The organism is Trichocoleus sp. FACHB-6 (assembly GCF_014695815.1).
GTDB lineage: Bacteria > Cyanobacteriota > Cyanobacteriia > Cyanobacteriales > FACHB-T130 > Funiculus > Funiculus sociatus.
Map to the genome: position 1 here is coordinate 1 of NZ_JACJOY010000098.1, position 19690 is coordinate 19690.

The 19690-nt window shown below is 45.6% G+C and carries 15 protein-coding genes; 5 read left to right on the forward strand and 10 right to left on the reverse strand.

From position 1 onward, the window contains the following. The first annotated feature begins 75 nt into the window (after positions 1-75). A complete protein-coding gene (locus tag H6F66_RS19955; RefSeq protein WP_347269411.1) occupies positions 76-1197 on the forward strand; it encodes an IS701 family transposase in 1122 nt (373 codons plus the stop codon). 133 nt (positions 1198-1330) lie between these two features. Here the strand turns inward: H6F66_RS19955 and polA are convergent, their stop codons facing one another. From polA to H6F66_RS19975, 4 genes are all read right to left on the reverse strand, one after another. Further along, positions 1331-4294, reverse strand: a complete 2964-nt coding sequence (polA, locus tag H6F66_RS19960; protein WP_190424532.1) for a DNA polymerase I — start codon at positions 4292-4294, stop codon at positions 1331-1333. A 140-nt stretch (positions 4295-4434) separates the two neighbouring features. Further along, the gene (locus tag H6F66_RS19965) at positions 4435-5262 is read right to left on the reverse strand and encodes a DUF4114 domain-containing protein (protein ID WP_190424534.1); all 828 of its coding nucleotides are present in this window, start codon (positions 5260-5262) and stop codon (positions 4435-4437) included. A gap of 834 nt (positions 5263-6096) precedes the next feature. Then, positions 6097-6945 (reverse strand): DUF4114 domain-containing protein, encoded by an 849-nt coding sequence (locus H6F66_RS19970; protein WP_190424536.1) that lies wholly within the window; start codon positions 6943-6945, stop codon positions 6097-6099. Positions 6946-7565: 620 nt separating this feature from the next. Next, positions 7566-8537: a cation diffusion facilitator family transporter gene (locus tag H6F66_RS19975; RefSeq protein WP_190424538.1), complete on the reverse strand. Its 972-nt coding sequence runs from the start codon at positions 8535-8537 to the stop codon at positions 7566-7568. A gap of 78 nt (positions 8538-8615) precedes the next feature. Between H6F66_RS19975 and H6F66_RS19980 the strand changes: the two genes are divergently transcribed. Further along, entirely contained in the window at positions 8616-9488 is an 873-nt protein-coding gene (locus tag H6F66_RS19980; protein ID WP_190424542.1) for a Cof-type HAD-IIB family hydrolase, read from the forward strand. A gap of 343 nt (positions 9489-9831) precedes the next feature. Here the strand turns inward: H6F66_RS19980 and H6F66_RS29470 are convergent, their stop codons facing one another. Further along, a complete protein-coding gene (locus H6F66_RS29470; protein ID WP_190424543.1) occupies positions 9832-10740 on the reverse strand; it encodes a DALR anticodon-binding domain-containing protein in 909 nt (302 codons plus the stop codon). 172 nt (positions 10741-10912) lie between these two features. On the opposite strand from H6F66_RS29470, the gene H6F66_RS19990 reads away from it, so the two are divergent. After that, positions 10913-11614, forward strand: a complete 702-nt coding sequence (locus H6F66_RS19990) for a Crp/Fnr family transcriptional regulator (protein WP_190424545.1) — start codon at positions 10913-10915, stop codon at positions 11612-11614. Between the two features lie 269 nt (positions 11615-11883). Here H6F66_RS19990 and H6F66_RS19995 read toward each other — a convergent pair whose 3' ends face one another. The 5 genes from H6F66_RS19995 to H6F66_RS20015 form a co-directional block, all read right to left on the reverse strand. Continuing rightward, on the reverse strand, positions 11884-12975 hold the full coding sequence (locus H6F66_RS19995) for a PstS family phosphate ABC transporter substrate-binding protein (RefSeq protein ID WP_190424546.1): 1092 nt from the start codon (positions 12973-12975) through the stop codon (positions 11884-11886). 69 nt (positions 12976-13044) lie between these two features. Then, a complete protein-coding gene (locus tag H6F66_RS20000) occupies positions 13045-14079 on the reverse strand; it encodes a substrate-binding domain-containing protein (RefSeq protein ID WP_190424548.1) in 1035 nt (344 codons plus the stop codon). Between the two features lie 54 nt (positions 14080-14133). Continuing rightward, a complete protein-coding gene (locus H6F66_RS20005) occupies positions 14134-15564 on the reverse strand; it encodes an ABC transporter substrate-binding protein (protein ID WP_190424550.1) in 1431 nt (476 codons plus the stop codon). A gap of 24 nt (positions 15565-15588) precedes the next feature. Then, positions 15589-17043 (reverse strand): serine/threonine-protein kinase, encoded by a 1455-nt coding sequence (locus H6F66_RS20010; protein WP_190424552.1) that lies wholly within the window; start codon positions 17041-17043, stop codon positions 15589-15591. An 84-nt stretch (positions 17044-17127) separates the two neighbouring features. Further along, positions 17128-18132, reverse strand: a complete 1005-nt coding sequence (locus H6F66_RS20015) for a LysR family transcriptional regulator (RefSeq protein ID WP_190424554.1) — start codon at positions 18130-18132, stop codon at positions 17128-17130. A 289-nt stretch (positions 18133-18421) separates the two neighbouring features. Between H6F66_RS20015 and H6F66_RS20020 the strand changes: the two genes are divergently transcribed. Both H6F66_RS20020 and H6F66_RS20025 read left to right on the forward strand, forming a co-directional pair. Beyond that, complete coding sequence (locus tag H6F66_RS20020) at positions 18422-19135, forward strand: NnrU family protein (RefSeq protein ID WP_190424556.1); 714 nt, start codon at positions 18422-18424, stop codon at positions 19133-19135. 199 nt (positions 19136-19334) lie between these two features. Continuing rightward, positions 19335-19676, forward strand: a complete 342-nt coding sequence (locus H6F66_RS20025) for a thioredoxin family protein (RefSeq protein ID WP_190424558.1) — start codon at positions 19335-19337, stop codon at positions 19674-19676. Positions 19677-19690: the final 14 nt, after the last annotated feature.

A 19690-nucleotide genomic window follows, 5' to 3' on the forward strand; every position in this document is an offset into this window, starting at 1 on the left:
TTATGAGTTATTGCCAGAAACATCGGAGACTTTTATTTATCTGGCAATGATCCGTATCATGGTCAGGCGGTTGGCATAATATTTAACCCCTCACCACTTTCCAAACATCCTCTAAGGCTAATCCTACAAGTATTGGCAGGACGAGAAATCACACTAATTATTGATGAGACAGGAGATCGAGAAAAAGGCTCGACAACAGACTATGTTAAACGGCAGTACATAGGGAATTTAGGGAAAATTGAGAATGGGATAGTTGCAGTCACCGCCTATGGGTTATTGGAGAGGATGACGTTTCCATTAGTCTTTGAAGTTTATAAACCCAAAGAAAGGTTATTGGAGGGAGACACATATTTAAGTAAACCCAAGATAGCCGTTGAAATGATTCGGTACTTACAAAAGCTTGGGTTCCGATTTAAATTAGTATTAGCTGATAGTCTATATGGTGAAAGCCACAGTACTTTCATCAAAGCCCTCAATGAATTGCAACTGAATTATGCCGTGGCGATTCGTAGCAATCATGGAGTGTGGTTGCCTCAAGACCAGACAGTGAGGCAGAATCGGTGGCGAACATTTGATAGAGTGTTCTCAGATGGTAGCCAGCAAACTCGATATATTCGAGAGATAGTTTTTGGAAGGCGGCGAGAAGTTCAATACTGGCTGATTACTACAGACCCTAACAAATTACCAGGAAACTCTACTTGGTATGTCATGACAAAAATAACTGGAGTAAAATTTAAAGAAGTTGGCAATATCTATGGGTTGAGAAATTGGATTGAATACGGACTTAAGCAAAGTAAGAACGAATTAGGATGGGCAGACTTTCGCTTCACTAACTATTCCCAAATCTCCAAGTGGTGGGAACTAGTCATGAGTGCATATCTCTTGATTAGTCTTCAGGCTGAGGTTTTGAATAACATTCCAGATAAAGGTCTACACGAACCCACCGATTCAGTTGTTAGTAAATTTCCTGAGCATCAGTTGTGGGACGAGGGGACAGGCTGGAAAAATCTCCTCAATAATTTACGCTTAGTTATTCAACCTTACCAATTCTTCAATTTACTTAAGCCTTGGCTTAGAGTTTTTCCCATTTCACATTTATCGGTTGGCTTTTTCACATTAATTACATTGATGAATCGAATGCGAGGTGCTATTCCAGACACCTCATATTCAGAAGATTTCTTATTTTCCTCTGCCTAGAGTGATGGAAGAGCGCTATAGCGGTTCTCAATCTACCGAGGTACAAACTGACAGGTTGGAATGCTTGCTATCGTAGGAGTTTTAGTGTAACTCACGCAATCAAGAAAGGCTCTATTTAATTATAGATGTAGATTTACTTCGTTTCCATCCAGTTTTGTCCAGCACGAACATCAACTAATAGAGGAACGCTCAAAGAAACAGCATTTTCCATTGTGGAACGAATCTTCATCTGTAATTCTTCCCACTCCGAGGGAGGAACTTCAAACACTAATTCATCGTGAACTTGCAACAGCAAACGTGCCTGATAATTCTGCAAAACTTCGTGCAATTGCACCATCGCAATTTTGATGATATCGGCGCTAGAACCCTGAATCGGCGCGTTAGCGGCTGCTCGCAAAAGTTGGGCATCAGATTGTCCTAACCGCCGGAATTCATCAAGTTTGATATCATCCGGGTTGCTACCTTTGAGCTTGCGGAGACTGCCGCCCTCGAAATTAAAGTAGCGACGACGACCTAAAATAGTTTCGACGTAACCGTGCGCGATCGCTTCCCTCTTCACTTGCTCCAAATAATCAAAAACTTTGCGATAACGCTCGTTGAAGCGATCGATAAACAGTCTACCCTCGGTCGCCTTTACCCCAGCTTCCCGCGCAAACCGCGCCGCACCCATCCCGTAAATCACTCCGAAGTTGATAATCTTCCCTAAGCGGCGTTCCTCAGATGTTATTGTGTCCTTCTCAAATAACAGCCGAGCAGTAACGCTGTGGATATCCTCATTTTGCCGATATGCTTCAACTAACACTGGCTCTTTGCTCAGGTGAGCCAAAATTCGCAACTCAATTTGCGAATAGTCCGCAGCAACCATCAACCACCCTGTTTCTGGCACAAATCCTTTGCGAATCAACCGACTAAACGCCGTGCGGATAGGAATATTCTGCAAATTCGGGTTAGAAGAAGACAATCGTCCCGTCGTCGTACCCGTCTGATTGAAATTCGTATGCACCCGCCCAGTTTCTTTCCCCATCAGTAGCGGTAGCGCGTCCACGTAAGTAGACTTCAACTTCGAGAGGGTGCGGTACTCTAAGATGGCATCAACAACTGGATGGTCGCCTTGCAACTTTTCCAATGTCGCTGCATCAGTAGAATAACCCGTGGCGATTTTACGAGATTTCTTGGTATCTAATTTGAGCTTGTCAAACAGCAGCTGACTCAGTTGCTTCGGCGAACCTAAATTGAATTTTTCCCCAGCTGCTTCATAAGCTTGTTGCTCAATTGCTGCTAAATCTGTTTCTAGCTGTTGCGATAATGTCTGGAGATAAACTGGATCAATCCGGATGCCCGTGTATTCCATCTGGGCTAAGACTGGTTCTAGAGGTTGTTCTACTTCCAGCAGCAGCTTGTGGAGAGCTTCAACTTGCTTCAGTTTTTCTCGTAGTTTTGGCACCAACTGGAATGTGGCATAGACCTGCATCCCGCAGTAGTAGGCTACAGTCTGAATATCCAGATCGGCAATATTCTTGCCTTTTGGCACCACATCCGTATAATTGCTTATTTGTAGCCCCAAGTAGCGCAGAACTAAATCGCCGAGGTTGTGGCTATCTTCTGGATTTAGTACGTAACTGGCAAGCATCGTGTCAAAGATGACTCCGGAAAGCTTAATTCCCTGAAAGCGTAGTACCAAGCGGTCAAACTTGGCATTTTGCAACGTTTTGGGATAATCATTACTTTCCAAAATTGGACGCAAAGCTTCTAAAACAGTTGTTTTATCCAGGTTTGAGCCTGATTTATGTGCAGTAGGGATGTAGGCAATTTCCGTGGGGTCGGTTCCCCAACAGCAGCCAATCCCCACTAAAGAAGCATCTCGCGGCTCTAGGGAATCAGTTTCCGTATCCCAAGCCACAGGAGAAGCTGAGTCAGTACAAGTTTTCAGCTGGTTTACCAGTTGAGTAAGTTTTTCTGGAGTATCAATAATTTGGGGTGTAATCGTGCTAGCAGCATTTTTGTCTGTCTTTGCAGCCGCTTCGGTGTCAGCTGCACTGAAAAACCACAGGTCGCCGTCTTCATCTTCCAGTTGAGCATCCTCTGGTTTCTGCCCACCCTTTTCCTCTGGCAAGCTAGAAACCTGCTCTACATTAGGTTCCTCATCTGAACCACCAAACGCTAGCTGGATTTCGCTGATTTTGCTTAAAAATTTGTTTAACTCTAGCTTTTCCAGCTGCTGCTTCAAGACAGGGGCATCAAATCCCTTCAGATGGGAGTCTTCTAAACTAAAATCCAGAGGAACATCAAGAACTATTTTCGCCAAGTGCTGCGAGCGATATGCCTCTTGTTTTCCAGTTTCCAGTTTCTGCTTGACTGCTCCTTTAATCTCATCTAGGGAAGCATAAATCCCTTCTAGAGAGCCATAATCTGTAAGCAACTTCACCGCCGTCTTGTCCCCAATTCCCTTAACGCCGGGGATGTTATCGGAGCTATCTCCGCAGAGAGCTTTGTAATCGACAACCTGCTCTGGTAGTATTCCTAGCTTCTGTTTTACTTCCGCAGGGCCAAATTCTACTGGCCCTGCGGTGCTGGTGCGTTGCCAGAAGGTTTGACCGAGATATAAAACGTTAATTTCCTTTGCCGTGTCAACCAGTTGAAATAAATCTCTATCACCTGTAACGATTTTGACACTGTAACCCGCAGCACTTGCCTGAACTGCCAAAGTTCCCAAGACATCATCTGCCTCATAACCAGGAGAGGTGAGAATTGGTAGATTCAAGGCATCCAAAAGTTCGTGAAGATTTTTTAGGTCAGTGATAAAATCTTCTGGTGTCTCGGCTCGGTCGGCTTTGTATGTGTCGTCGGCTTCGTGGCGGAAAGTGGGTAAGCCGAGGTCAAATGCGATCGCGATCGCTTGCGGATGCTGAGATGCTATCACCTCCAGCAAGGACTTGAGGAAGCCAAAGCAGACACTCGTAGGAACACCTGTTTTTGTTTTTAAGCCCCCATCCCGACTTTTGGCAAACGCAAAGTAGGAGCGGAAGGCTAAAGAGTGACCATCTACTAGGATGAGTAGAGGTCGGTTTTGGGATGAGGCAGAGGTGGATTGAGACATAGCCTTATTTTATCTAGCCGCTTGCAAACTGATTCGGGTTTTTCTATGGTTCAGATTCATAATTCACAGCAAAAAGCCGTTGAGTGGTATATTCAACGGTTTTTTGACTATAAGTCCTTCAGGAACGCTTCAACAACCAATTAATCAACTTGCTTGGGGCGACTGCGACGGCTGGCAAATATACCTACTGCTGCTGCACCTATGAGTGCCACAGTTGCCGAAGGCTCAGGTACGCTGATCCCAGCTACTTCACGAGCGTTGTTTTTACCAAAATCGATGGCGAAAACTGTATCGTTGTAATCTTTGTCTCCACCACCCCATAAATCTTCGTAACCCAGCACCAGGAAATCTTTGTAGTAATACGCCATAACGTGCTGCAATTTATCTGGGTTGGTAGCATCATTTAGACCAAAGATTCCTTGTACGCCATTATTCCAGATTCCGCCGTTAATGCCATTGGATACTAATTGGAAGTCAAACTCAGTACCAGCTTTAAATTTGCCAAGTTCTGCAAAGTCCCCTACATTCAAAGGCTGATCTTCCTTAGCTTTGTTTGCCAACGGGTTATTCGGGTTCGCGCAGAACTCACCAAAGTTAGCAATATCTTGCCCAGGTTTACAGGAAGTATCGCCAAAAATTTTCCCACCTGTGACTTGTGAGCCGTTAGTAGCTGTGAAATTTAATTGATTGCGATATGCCCCAGCCGTTTCACCGATAAAGTAAACCTTAACATCATGGTCGAAGTTCATCTTTATCTTCGTAATATCTAACCTGTGCGCCCCTATGGTTTCAGGTGATAAGTATCTAGCTTCTTTCCCGACGAAATCCTTGAATTCTTGGATGTTGAAATTAGCTGGGGCTTGATCTCTACCTTTAATATCGTAAGCAGTTGCAGGCGCAGTATGGGAAATTGCAACAGTCAGGGTAGTAGCAGCAGCGAACAGACCAGCGAAGAATTGAGTTTTCATTTGATTACTTGTAGAAGCGGTGAACATTTTATATCTTTGACCTAGCTGATACACCCAAAATAAACTAGCTGAATTTACCTAAAGTTACCGATTGATTTGGAAGTGCTTTTGCGTTACTAAATCATTGATATTCGATTTAATGCTTTTTTGTCTACAGTTTTGGCAAACCTTGTTTATTTCTTCATCACACTGCTTGATTTTACTAAGTTCTTATCGGCATTGTTAGCGAAGAGAATACCGATTTTTACTTCAAGCACTTTGAATCAGTATTTGTTACATATAAAGACTGCTTAATATCATCAAGCCTTGGGATAACAGTCACTCTTAGTAGTAATATTACAGAGCGTTGATCTTTAAAAATATTTTAAATTTGTGGTTGATATAGGTACGCGCTGATGTTTCTCAGTAATCCTCAGGAGCGGTATCTCATTTTTTGTGTAATTCAACCTACGAAAGTCTCCAATGCCAATTAAAAAACTGTCTCGCCTGGGTTGATAAGTAGAGGGGCTTAATTATTTGTAGGATGGGTAGAGCGGCTAAGCGTTACCCATCAAACCTTTGCTAAAATTGGGTTTCGTCCCTCAACCACTCTCTACATTACTGCTGTAGTCAAGGACAGTAATAAGTGTTAAACGGGTAATACAATTAGCTTGGTATCTGCTACACTTACAACCCCCTCAATATCTCCATGCAGCGGAGGATTGAGGGGGTTGTAAGTGTAGCAGCTTTCTGATGTGCAAATTATCCCTAATGGAAAAAGCCCGCAACAGCAGGCTAGAAAAAATGGGTGTTGACTAATCAAACTTAGATAAACATCAGTGATGTGTCAGCAGATTACCCATTGATTTGGCTGTTGCGGCGGCGACGCACCCCAAACATACCAACAAGGCTCATTCCCGCTAGCGCTAAGGTCGCAGAAGGCTCAGGTACGCTTGCAAAACCGCCTTCACCCAAATCGACGATGAACACAGTGTCGTTGAAGTCGCGGTCAGATGCTGGAGTTACGCCAGTCCAGCTGCCATCTCCATACAAATCCTCGAAACCAACTACTAGGTAACGAGAGTCAAACATATAGCCTCTGGCGTGCTGTAGTCCATCTGGGTTAGCAGCACTAGAAACAGAATTGTAGATGCCGTATGAGTTTTCTGTGCCGTATAAGCTATTGGCATTCAACTGGAAATTCAGAGTCGTACCTTTGGTGAAGCTGCCTAAGCTTACCCAGTCTCCTTGCTTGAGATTAGTATAACTAATGTCGTTTTCTCTAATGCTATCCGTGCTGTTGAGTTCCCAAAAAGCCAGCCCTTCTTTGGCAACGTTGCCGTTAGCGTCAAGCGCTTGATAACCCAACTGATTATTATAATCCGCGCCTTCATTGACAAAGTAAGCGCGAATATCAGTGTTGTTTTTCACCGTTAGCTTGCTCAGATCAAACGATTTACCTCCTAAAAGGCTTAAGTCAGGGAATGCGTTTTTCTCTTGAGTCTTGTTGAGCTGAGTGTTTAATCCATTCAAAATCTTTTGAATGTTAAAAGCATCAGAAGATTGACTCAATGTATTCTTTGTCGGCGCGCTATCAAAAGAATTAGGACCCCAGTTAATTTGAGCGGATGCCGGAGCAGTTGCAGAGATGACGCCGGTCAGGGCAGCAGCAGCGGCAAGCAGTGTAGTAAGTTTGGTTTTCATTTAAGTACCTCTACCAAGGCGATGAACGACTTCACCTCATTTAATCGGCATATAACCTAAAAAAAATTTAGTTATTTCTTTCAGACAACCGATGTTGAAGTGATTTGCTTTTCTTCTCTATTCATATCTGAGTTTGCAGTTGAATGTCTACAAGTTTTGCAAGTCTTGTTTAACTCTTCACACTCTTTCGACATTTACGCAAAGCCCGAATCTACTTACTAATTTACTGATTATCGTTGATTTTTCCAGCAGTATTTTCCTCAGTTTTAAAAAAGACGCCATTTAAAAACTATCGGTAATTTCGCTGACTACATTAAAAGTAATTCATATTTATTTTTTAGCAGGAGGCGGTCTTCTGAAAAAAGAGTTCTTATCTGAGAAATATCAGTAAATTTGCTGAGAACTTGTAAGAGTTTTTGCGGATAATACTTTTTGTTCAACAAGTGTTAAAGACCAGAAATCGGTGTTATCGAGACTAGAATAATTGCTTCTGCTGAGCTGAAAACGCAAGCAGAAATTGGCGATATGCACGAGGCAGAGCTTGCTACGCGATAAGCGCAGCAATGCAGTCCTGACGCGAATCAGTAATAATTCGGTTTTTTAGTTGAACTTATGCTCAATTAATTTTGGCTGTGTGTCTCATCGTGGCGATCGCTTCTACCATTGACCTGTGAGGGCTGATTTGGCAGACTGGTGCCGGGAGGCTCTCGCAGATAGTCATCAATGTAGAAGATGGCTTGAATGGGGCCGTAGCGTTCTCTAATCGCCAATTCGATGCGTTCGGCAATCTGGGACGCAACTTCCACAAACTCTGGATGCAGAATCAGGTGCATCTGTACAAATACTAAACGCCCCACAATTCCCCGCGACTCAATGTGGTAGCAGTGGGTGACACCGCCAACCTGACGGGCAATTTGAGCCAGAACTTCAGGAGCGATCGCGCTTTGTTGCACCATCAGTGGTAACTGCCAATTCACCACGTACCAACAACTTCTCACTGTCTGGATTACCAATAAAACTGCCAGCAGTAAATCCAGCCAGAACACACCCCACAAAACTCCTACTAAACACAGCACCACGACGAGTGTCAGCAACACATCCTTGAGCAGCTGGTTAGCATTGAAACGTAGGGTAGGGCTATTCAACACTTTGGCTTGGTGGATGTTTAAGAAAGCCAAGAGGATAGTAACTCCTGCAAGTGCGGATAGGATTTGAATCAGGGGTAGACTTACCTGGGTGGGAAATGGTAGATCGGCTGCATTAGTGACAGCTATTAGTTGCTGGGCGGACATCCCCAATAAATTTGTACAGGCAAAGCCCAAAAATGCCACCAGTATTAGTGTTGCTGAGCTTTCCAGTTTGCTATGACCATAGATTTCGCGCCCTGCCAGACGGTTAGGTGCAGCAACGGCGAGCAAACTCAGTAGGGTACTGAAGCTGGTAATCAGGGTATGCAGCGACTCTGCTAAGAGACTGAGACTTTGCGTCACCCATGCGGCTGAAACTTTGACTGACAAAATGAACAATGTAAGCCAAAGGGTGACATATAAAACCCGACGACTGGCACGAAAGCGATTTTTTGCCTCGGTCATGGCCTTTAAGGAGTTTTTAGTTGTTAGTTTTCAGAGGTTTGGTTACTCTAACAACGAACAAGGAATAATTAACAACTTATGCCAAAACCTTCTTCTGCTAACCAGGTAAGTGCGGGAAGCTTGCCCCGTGTAAGTGATGCTATTCGATTACTGGTGCTAGACATCGATGGCACCATTGCTGGTGTATCCAACGATATCCGGGAACCTGTACTCCAGGCGATTCGTGCTGCCCAGGCGAAGGGCATTCAGATAGCGATCGCAACCGGGAGGATGTATCGTTCTGCTTTGCGCTTCCATCAGCAAGTCGGCTCGACGCTGCCTGTGATGGCGTATCAGGGGGCATGGATTCAAGATCCTGCACAAAACCAAGTTCTCAGGCATTGCCCTGTCTCTAAACCATTAGTGTTGCAGTTGTTGGATTACTTTGAGGAACCAGCGTTGCGATCGCTACTTTCTATCCACTTCTATATCAACGACCAGCTTTATGTCCGGGAAATTACGCCAGCGACACAAGCTTACTCAGAGCGTTCTGGTATCCAGCCTATCGCTGTAGGCGACCTGCGTAACGTTTTAAATACTGAACCGACAAAAGTTTTGGCTCTGTGTGAGGATACTGCCGTAATTGACAACCTGCTGGGTACGTTGCGATCGCGTTACACCCCGGCTGAACTGTACTTGACTACATCGGTGGCGACTTTCTTTGAAGCAACTCACCCCAGCGTTAATAAAGGAACAGCAGTGCGCTACTTAGCTGAAGAGATACTGGGACTGGAAGCCAGTAATGTGATGGCTATTGGGGATAATTTTAATGATTTCGAGATGCTGGAATACGCTGGAATTGCTGTAGCAATGGGTAATGCACCCGCAGACGTTCAAGCGATCGCTACTTGGGTAGCTCCCAGTGTTGAGCAAGACGGTGCTGCTACCGCAATTGAAAAATTCCTACTTTAAAAATATCTTTCGATTCTGGTCTGGTGGGCATCTTGCCCGCCCATCCCTTTAAATTCTCTTCAATTTTTATAGCGTTTCTCAGTTGGGTGGAATATATTGCGGTTCGTACCTTCGGTAGGGGCATGGCATTGCTATGCTCCTACTATCTATGTCATCCAACCCTTCAATTGCTTTATTTTTAATTCTTACACTACAAATCAGAAAGGGAACCGACGACTGGCCGTGTTTCGTCTCGGTTCCCCTATCTGGTTCGCTCCTCACACAAGAGCAATATTATTCGACTTAATTTAATTTGTCACTCCCCTTGAGCAAATTTTCTACCTTTAGGTATACTTTTTTCCGATCAAAGTTCTGTAGGTGCTAGGATGAATAACCGATTTTGCAACAGCGATCGCAAAATGGAGCGAGTAGCCGCCACTAAACCTAATCTGGCTTGAGCCAGATGCGGTGTCTGGGTCTTCACTTCACCAAAAATGCGACACTCACGGTAGAAGCTTTCCCAAGTTTGACTCAAAGCGATCGCCAGTTTCACCCAGTCGGGTTGACCCCATCCGTCCAATTCATCTAACAACCCCAGTACCTGAAAAATCAAAGAGCGTTCTGCTGGATCAACTAAGCGGATGGAATCTTGATTCAGCCAAGGAATCACCTCTGGCTCGACTATCCTCAGAGCCGGAACACCTAGCCGGATTAAACCTTCCCGCTCTCCTAAGCGCAGCAGAGAGCAGCAACGAGCATGGGCGTACTGTATAGGGAAACTTGATAAGGATTGGGAATTGGGAATTGGGAATTGGGAATTGGGAATTGGGAATTGTCCAAACTCTGAGTTCACCAAGAACTGCAACCAAAGTGCCATCCCCGGATCGGTTAGTTGGAATTCCATTAAACCGGGAGGAGTAACTTGAATTGTAAAACTTTGTAAAGTTATATTTTCCTGATTTGTATCGGCAGTAGCACAGAGATATCTAGCCAAGCCAGCGGCAATTTCCAGAGCTGGCAGGTTCCACAGGGGTGCAAGTTTCAGCGCTACGCTCGACCTGTATAGAATGCCCGTACTTTGCCAAAATCGCTTTAAAGGAATTGCCTCCCCAGCGATCAACCCAACAATCAAAGGCAAATTTTCCTCGCCTGTAGACAATTGTTGTGCTTGTGTATACAAAGTTTCTCTTTCTCTGTACAAACCGATAGCTGCCTGTAGCTGAATAATCAACAGATGCTGAAGACTAGCGCAACCAATGTTTGATAAACTCACCTTGATCCTCGAAGGTTTGTAATGGCGTAACCTAATTATCAGTATCGTTTTTACGTCTATCTAATGGAAGAGTTATTTGAGAAAAATTTCTAATTTGAGCTGAAGCCGCAGCAAGTATTTTTTGCTACATTGAAATCTTGGTAGAATCTATAAAAGATTATCGCTGCGTTATATGCATTCACCATCCTCCACATCAGAGGTATCTCGCCCCTTTTTAACCTGGCAAAGAATTCTTGACTGGGCGCAGGAACATTATCGTTATCGAACTTTCACCAAAGACGAACGGATTCCGGCCAGACCAGGACTGTTGTATCTAGTGCAGAGGGGTGCTATCCGCTTGGTAGGTACAGCTCAAATTACTGCTACCACCAGTAGTTCTGCTGCTAAAGCCATGCGTTTGAGTCCAGAAGAAGCTTTTTTAGGCTTTGTTGGTGCCGGACAGCCATTTGAAATTGTGGCGCAGTCACCATTTACACTCCAGGCTTACGCCCACGTCGATCAAACTTCTGTGGTGTGGATGTACTGGCATGACCTGGACAACTGGCCGCATTTTCGCCGAGAGGTATTTGATGCCTTTCGCTATCAGCATCAGCGCAAGCTGCTGTGGCTGAGTACCCTGGGACAAAGGCGGACAATTGACCGACTTTTGGGATTTTTGACCCTGTTAATTGAAGAATTCGGCGAACCATATGAAAACGGTTACTGTCTGCCATTTCCTCTGACTCATGCCCAAATTGGCAGTGCTATTGGTTCCACGCGCGTAACCGTGACTCGGTTAATGGGCAAGTTACGCCAAAAGGGATTAATCCGAACACAAGGAGATAATTTGCTGTGTTTACCGATATCTACTTTGGGTTCCAATAATAACAACTAGCTAATAGCTAAGTTGGAGAACCAAACTAACCGATATCATCGTGTAGGTTGGGGAGTCCACGCCCGTGCTGCTTTGTTTCCAGTCTTTTTGATGCGTGGCATTGGAGGCAGGAAATCAAACATTAGTAAAGGTTTGATGGGTTTCGTGATCGCTCTGCCCATCCTACAACTAATTAAGTGACTCTACTTAACAGCTATTCGCTAGTTCTAGCTCCTAGCCTTTAGTTGTTGGGCTATGACGAATTATAAATAATAGCTAATAGCTATTATTTAGCGGATGCGGACAAAGCCCATGTCGCTAACCAACTCCTGACCCTTCTGTGTCTGTAAAAAGTTAGAATAAGCTTCCCCTGCTTGTTGCTCTCGTTGACCATTCTGTTTAACTACCACAAACAGCTTTCGAGTAATCGGGTATTGCCCGTTTTGGAAAGCCGCAATATTGAGCTGATTGCGTTTGGGGGGACACTCTTGAGGAGACACCAAAGGCTCTTGATAGGGTGTCACAAATTCACCCGCTTTACTGCCCAGTGGCAAAGGTTTAATGCTACACTGCGGCACTACCTCTGGCGCAGAAGCAAAATAAATTCCGCCAGTGTTAGCAGCGAGTTTTCGTAGTGCGGTAGTAGTGTCAGGGACAAACTCAACATTTGTACCAAACTTTTCATTGCCTAAAACTTCTTCGATAAATAGTTCCACTGTGCCGCCCTCGTTTGGGCGGGTATAGGGTTTTATTGCCATATTCGGGCCGCCCACTTCTTGCCAGTTGGTAATCTTGCCAGTGTAGATAGATTTCAACTGGTCTAAGGTCAAACCTGGAATATCGAGATTTGGGTTAACAGCTACTGCTAATCCATCAATGGCAATGGCAAATTCTTTCAGTCCAAAACCGCGTTGCTGTGCTTGTTGATATTCCTGTGGAAGAATTGGTCGGGAGGATTGGGCAAAATCAAGTTTCCCATCTATTAACATCTTGATGCCCGTACCAGATCCGGCGGAACCGCTGGTTGGATTAACATAGCGCAATTTAAACTCAGGTCGAGCTGCTTGTATAGCTGAGTCTACTGAAAGGCGAATCGGTGCAAACGAGGTGCTACCACCATAGCTAAATAGCCCGGTGGGGACATTCTGCACTTGGGCAAAGCCTTCACCCGCCGATTGTGCTGTTTGATTAGTTTGATTGACTGGGGGACTGGAGGCAGAATTATCGGGTGGCGCGGGTTGACTTCCCGATGGGGTGGGTTTGGACAAGTTACCCACGTCAACGGCAGAACGTTTGGTAAACCACCAGAAGCCGCCGCCTAATAATGCAGCGGTAATCAAAAGAGCCAATATCAGAACAGGTGTTTCGTTTTTCTGAGACATGAGCTGATTTTTAAATTAACTATTGGCGTATGGTGCTTTGTATTGATATCCTCAAGTTCAAAATCTGCGTTAGCGGATTCTGACAAATCCAGCTTCTTCCAGCAGTTGTTGACCTTGCTGTGTAAGCAATAAATTGGCGTATGCTTCTCCTGCCTGTTGGTCTGCTTGACCATTTAGTTTAACAATGACAAATAAATTGCGAGTAATTGGGTATTTACCGCTTTGAAAGGCACTGGAGTTTAAGCCGTTGCGCTGAGTTGGGCATTGTTCAAGGGGTACGAAAGGCTCTTGATAAGGAGGAACCAGTTGATCGGGTGTCCGACCAAGCGGCAGGGGTTTAACGGTACACTGACCGACTACTTCCGGCGCTGAGGCGTAGTAGATGCTGCCTGGATTAGTTGCTACTTCTCTCAAGGCTTCGGTTGTCGTGCCGATAAACTGAACGTTGGTACCAAAGTTCTGTCCTTGTAAGACGTTTTCTGCAAAGAATTCGATTGTGCCTCCTTCTTCAATGCGACGAGAGTAAGGTTTAATGGAAAGATTGGAACCACCGACTTCTTGCCAGTTGGTTATTTTGCCTGTGTAAATGTCTTTGAGTTGGGCGATGGTAAGACCGGGGATGTTGAGATTTGGATTCACTGCGATCGCAATTCCATCAATCGCTACTGGTATTTCTTTGAGAATAAAACCCCGTTGTTGTGCCTGCTGATATTCTTCATCTTTAATTGATCTCGAAGATTGTGCAAAGGCGAGCTGATTATTTAAGAGCATTTTGATGCCAGCACCAGATCCAGGCGCACCACTGGTAGGATCGGTGTAGCGCAGGACAAATTTAGGCCAAACAGTTTGGATTCCCCGGTCTACTTCTTTACGAATTGGGGCCCAAGTCGTGCTACCACCGTAACTAAATAGTCCCGATGGAACGTCTTGAACCTGAGCAAAAGTTTCAACTGTAGATTGTGCAGATTGGTTGGTTGGATTAATGCGCTTACCACCCAAATTTACACCCGACCGATTGGTCAACCACCAGAACCCGCCGCCTAACAACCCAGCCGTTATCAGGAGAGCTAAGACTAGAACTGTCGTTTCGTTTTTCTGCGACATGGGCAGATTTTAGTTTAGGGCTGTTGCAACCTTAGTTTAATCTTTGTTGCTCTATCATCGAGGTACTGGTACAAAGTCATAGGTAGTTGGTGAGCGCTTATCGGCAACGATTTTCACCAGTTGAATTGTCCCATTGCGATCGCCCGACGGCAAAAAACCAATTGTGCCAGAGGCTCCCTTTGTCGCAAAGTCTGGTGATGCGAGCGCTTGTTGCACCCCGGTTCGGGTGGGGTTGCGCTGGATCGCCGCAATCAAAGCCTTTACAGCATCATAGGCGAGGGCGGTACGCCAGTTCACATCAGATCCAAAAAGCTCTCTGGCTTGGCGGGGAAAGGCTGAAGTTGGGTCGCCGTCAATGTCCCAGGGAACAGCCACCACCATTCCTAGTGCCGCATCTGCACCAATTTCCAAAGTTTTGATCGCGTAAACATCATCTCCTGCCAGCATACTTAACCGCTTCCGGTTTACCTGAACTACCTGAAGTGCCTTGTCTAGTTCACCCGTGTTTGAGGCTAACATTAGCACCTCTGCCCCTTGCTCAATTGCCTGTTCTACGCTCCGAGCAGCACTAAAAGCAGAATCAGATAGGTCATACTCATTTTTCACCTGTCCGCCTGCCAGTCCCACAGCCGTGACAAACTCAGACTTGAGGGACTGACTATAGGTACTTTTGGAATTAAAGAAAACAGCTACCTTTCTTCGTTGCAATTTGGTAAGCATATAATCCGCTAATGCCCTAGCCGCCATATAATCGCTGGGGACGGTGCGAAAAATATAGGGACTTTTGCCGGAAAGACTAACGGCGGTACTGATAGGGGAAATCGCAACAAGTTTAGAGTCGTAGATGGGAGCCACTGCTAAAGTAACTTGACTTGCCCAATGACCGACAACTCCTAAAACGTCTTTATTGTCAACTAAGGCGCTGGCAATTTTTTTTGCTTGTTCTTCTTGATTATTGTCGTTGGCGATCGCTACTTTCAGCAGTACCCCGTTAATTCCCCCAGCCTGATTAATTTCATTTTGGGCAAGAGCCACTCCGCGCAAGACCTCTAAAGAACCATTGGGGTCACTGCCAATCGGTACGGCTACGGCAATCGTGTAAGACTTTTGCTGATTAAGATTAATTCGGGTATTGTTTAAATAAATTAACGTTTCGGGAGCGTTACGGTTTTCCCTTAGTGCTGCTGATAGTTGGGAAACTGCTTCATTATATTTTCCGGCTGCAATGTCATTTACTCCCGCTTGTTTTAAAGTTTTGAAGGCCGGACTCCCACCTCTAACCTCCTCTGGCACTAAAATTTTTTCCCCAAAACTGATAGAGTTGAGCGGATTTTCTGCGGTTGTATCTACCAAAGAGCCATTTGGGTTTTGTACAACCGCAGTTTTGTCTTGCGGTTTTGTAACCCACCAAGCAACAGCCGCTATGAAGATAGCAGTGAGAAATAAAGATGTTACTAGAACCGCAGTTTCATTTTTGTGAGACATAAAGCGGTCAATTATACAAGAGATTTAAAACATACTAGAAAGCAATTTGTAGATGAGGCGAAACAGAGCTGTAATTGCGATCGCCCCCGCCGCAGCTACAATCGCCACAAATAATACACCCGCGATCGCAGGATTTCCAGGTATCAAGCTGGCAATCAACGTTTTCACGCCGGGGAGGAACATCACAAGTAGCAGGGTAATGCCAGCGATAATTGGCAAATCCTTGCCTTCAATTATGCGGCGATATTGGGCAAAAATCAGGCCTCCGATAACCATCCCCAATAATCCAATGCTAATCCCTGGTGATGGCAAAAGACTGCTCAAGGCTATCAACAGTAAGCCACCCTCAAACCCAGTGAAAGCTGCCCCTGCCAAGATATCTATTAGGGAAAATCTCGGTTTAGAGGCAAGTGGGACGGGGGCTGGCGGTTGAGTCGGTGCAGGTGTTGGGAGGCTAATAGGCGCTGCTGGCGCTACTGGACGGGTCGAAGGAACCTGAGTGGGTGCTACTGGTCGTGGCGGTGGCGTTGTTTGGTTGATGGCATTGATGGCATTGAGAACTTCCTGGGCGGACTGAAAGCGGTGATTGGGTGCAGGCAATAGCATTCGGTCGAGGATTTGGGCAAAGCGATCGCTTACTTTTGCCTGACTTCTCCAGTTCCACTGGTTGTTGAAAGTATCAAATAGCTCGTTTGGCTGTTTGCCAGTCAGCAAGGTAATGCAAGTCACAGCCAAAGCATACAAATCTGTTGAGGGGTAGATTGGTCCCCTACTCATTTGCTCTGGTGGCGCGAATCCCATCGAATAAATCCCAGTTGACGATCCACCAGACGTTCCCTTCGTCACCTGCTTGACGGCACCAAAATCTAACAGATAAATCAAACCGTCTTGACGACGCATGATGTTAGAAAGCTTAATATCTCGGTGGATCGAGTTATTGTCATGGACAAACTTCAGCACCGGGAGGATTTCCTGCAACAGTTGCAACACCTCTGCTTGCGAGAACTGTCCCTTAGTCGCTAGTTCCTCCTCCAAGTTTTGTCCATCAATAAATTCCTGTACCAGATAGAAAAACTGATCTTGTTTTCCTGTTTGCATACTGGGCAGTATTATTTCAAAGAAAGCAAACAAGTCTGGAATTTGCTGGTGTCTGCCCAAGTCTTCTAAAACTTCTCCTTCCCGTTCAAATAAATTTTGTGCGATTTGTAGCTGTTCCGGGTTTAAGTCGCCCACAGGCTGAAACTGTTTTACCACGCAGTAGCGCATACCAGGAGTACGGCGATCGCGTGCGAGAAACGCCGCCCCAAATCCCCCACGCCCCAACAGCTTCGTTGGCACATAGCGCCCATCTAAAATTAGGGGCATTCCACAAGTAGTGCAATACTTTTGTTGCACCGTCTTGAGAATAGTGTTGTTATCGAGTTCGGAAAAAAAGTTTTGGGGTCGGGGGCAGCCTGGACGGGTGCAATAAATTTCCATGAGTCATGAGTCATTAGTCCTTCGCCGTTAGTCATTAGCCATTGGTCATAAACTAAGGACTAAGGGCTAATGACTAACCTAAGCTTAACTTCCTGCTGGGTTAGGAGCAGCTGCTTTAAAAGCATCTGCTTCAAGGACAGATGACTCCTCCAGCACCTTTCCCCATCCAGGTGAGGCAAATTCTGGCAAAATTTCTTTAGTAAAAGCTTCTGCTGCCTTAGAGCGGTAACGATTCGGGTTAACAATCACCCACAGCGTCCGTTTCACCACTACATCGTCAATGTGAGCCCTGTGGAGAACGCCCATCTGCAACTCTTTTTCTATCGCCGAAACTGAAACAAAAGCTGCTCCTAATCCTGCTTGCACAGCATTTTTTATCGCTTCAATCGAGTTTAGTTCCATCTCGATTTTGAGGCGGCGAGTATCAATGTCGCTGCGTGTTAGCACTTGGTCAATCACCTTACGAATGGTTGATTGAGAGTCCAAGGCAATAAACTGCAATTTATACAAATCTTCTCTGTGGATGGTTTCCAGTTTGGCGAAGGGATGAAACACTGGCAAGATCAGCGCCAACTCATCTTCGGCGTAGGGAATAATATCTAAGGAGTCATGTAGCTCAGAAGGAACTTCTCCGCCGATAATTGCCAGGTCAACTTGCCCATTAGCGACACTCCAAGCAGTGCGGCGCGTCGAGTGAACGTGTAATTGCACTGCTACATCCGGATATTGTTGCCGAAACATCCCAATCATCCGGGGCAACAAATACGTTCCTGTCGTCTGAGAAGCACCGATAATCAGCGTACCGCCTTGGAGATTTTGCAAATCTTCAATTGCACGGCAAGTTTCCTGGCAAAGTGTCAGGATTTTTTCCCCATAGCTGAGGAGGAGATGCCCTGCTTCCGTTAGCTGGGCGCGGCGTCCACCTCGGTCGAACAACGGCACATCTAACTGTCGCTCTAAGTTTTGCACTTGGAGGCTGACAGCCGGTTGCGAGACATACAGACTATCGGCGGCACGCTTGAAGCTCCCCTCAGCGGCGATCGCTTTAAGAATGCGGAGTTGGTCTAAAGTGAAAGGAAGGTCAGACATACAGGCTTTACCCGAAACAGGGGAAGGAGCGACTGAGGCAACTAACAATTTTGGAGATCGCGCTTCCTTTGAGCGTGATTTATTGCCCACGACCTTGTCAAGCCTCTCAGTCATCGACAGTAACACAACACGAGATCAAGTCCCGCGCTTAATATTTGGGGGTATGGTTTTTGCTCAGAGAATGGGTAATCGGTAATGGCGAAAAATAAAATTGGCACCTACCTATATAAACCTATTACCTTTTTCGCCATTACCCAGTCCAAAAGTCCCTATTGTGTAATCGAAGTTTATGTTATTTGAGGTTCTTACTCCTAGCCACTGGGTAATGCTGGCGCTACTTTTAGGGTTTGCGATCGCTCACAGTGGGTTAGCGGCGCTAAGACCGTGGGGCGAAAAACGAATCGGCCCCCGACTCTACCGCATCCTGTTTGCCCTCGTCAGTCTTCCCTTGGCGGTGGTGTTGATAATTTACTTTTTCAATCATCGCTATGATGGTGTCCAACTGTGGCAAGTTCAAGGTGTATCAGGCGTGCAAACCCTGGTATGGGTACTCTCAGCCATCTCGTTTTTGTTTCTCTATCCCGCCACCTTCAATTTGCTGGAAATCGCCGCCATTGAAAAGCCCCAAGTCCATCTGTACGAAACTGGGATTATCCGCATCACCAGGCACCCCCAAATGGTAGGACAGGTAATTTGGTGTATTGCCCACACGCTTTGGATTGGCACCAGCTTCACCCTATTGACATCAGTAGGATTAGTGCTACACCATTTATTCGCAGTATGGCATGGCGATCGCCGTCTTTTAGCTCGCTATGGAGAAGCCTTTGTTGCTGCCAAATCTCGTACCTCCGTCATCCCCTTCTTGGCGCTTCTGCAAGGTCGTCAAACCCTTAATTTGCAAGAATTTCTCCGTCCCTCCTATGCGGGAGTCGTCGGTTTCATCCTGCTGCTGTGGTGGGCGCACCCCTTGTTGATTGGATCAACAGCAAAACTCAATTGGTAGTTTAGTGATCAAAAAGCGTCACGCGATCCCAATTGGATGTAGCATGATCCCAAATAGCCATATGCAATTAGGAATAATTAACAGGTAACAGGTGATATCGAGTAAGTAATTTTACTCAATCATTAACCAAGTTTCCTATAACCCACAACCTAATAACGCAGGCTATTAATAGTAAAAAACTATAAAATCTAGAGGGATCATGGTGCTTTCTGTAAGCGAACGAACGTTTACACAAGAAGTTTTAGAATCTTCGACCCCTGTTTTAGTTCATTTTTCGGCACCTTGGTGTGGAGTGTGCCGGTTGATCAACCCTCTCCTGACGCGATTTCAAGCGGAATGGGGGGGACAAGTTAAATTGGTTGGAATTAACGCCGATCAAAATTTGAAGCTGGCGAATACTTATCGCCTGAAAACTCTGCCAACGCTAATCTTGTTTGAAGGTGGCAAAGCGGTTCACCGCATCGATGGCTTCCAAGGACGGGATGATTTACGGCTAGGGCTGGAGAAAATTATGGTTAGCTGTCTGCCGAATTCGGCCTAAAAAGGAGACTGGGG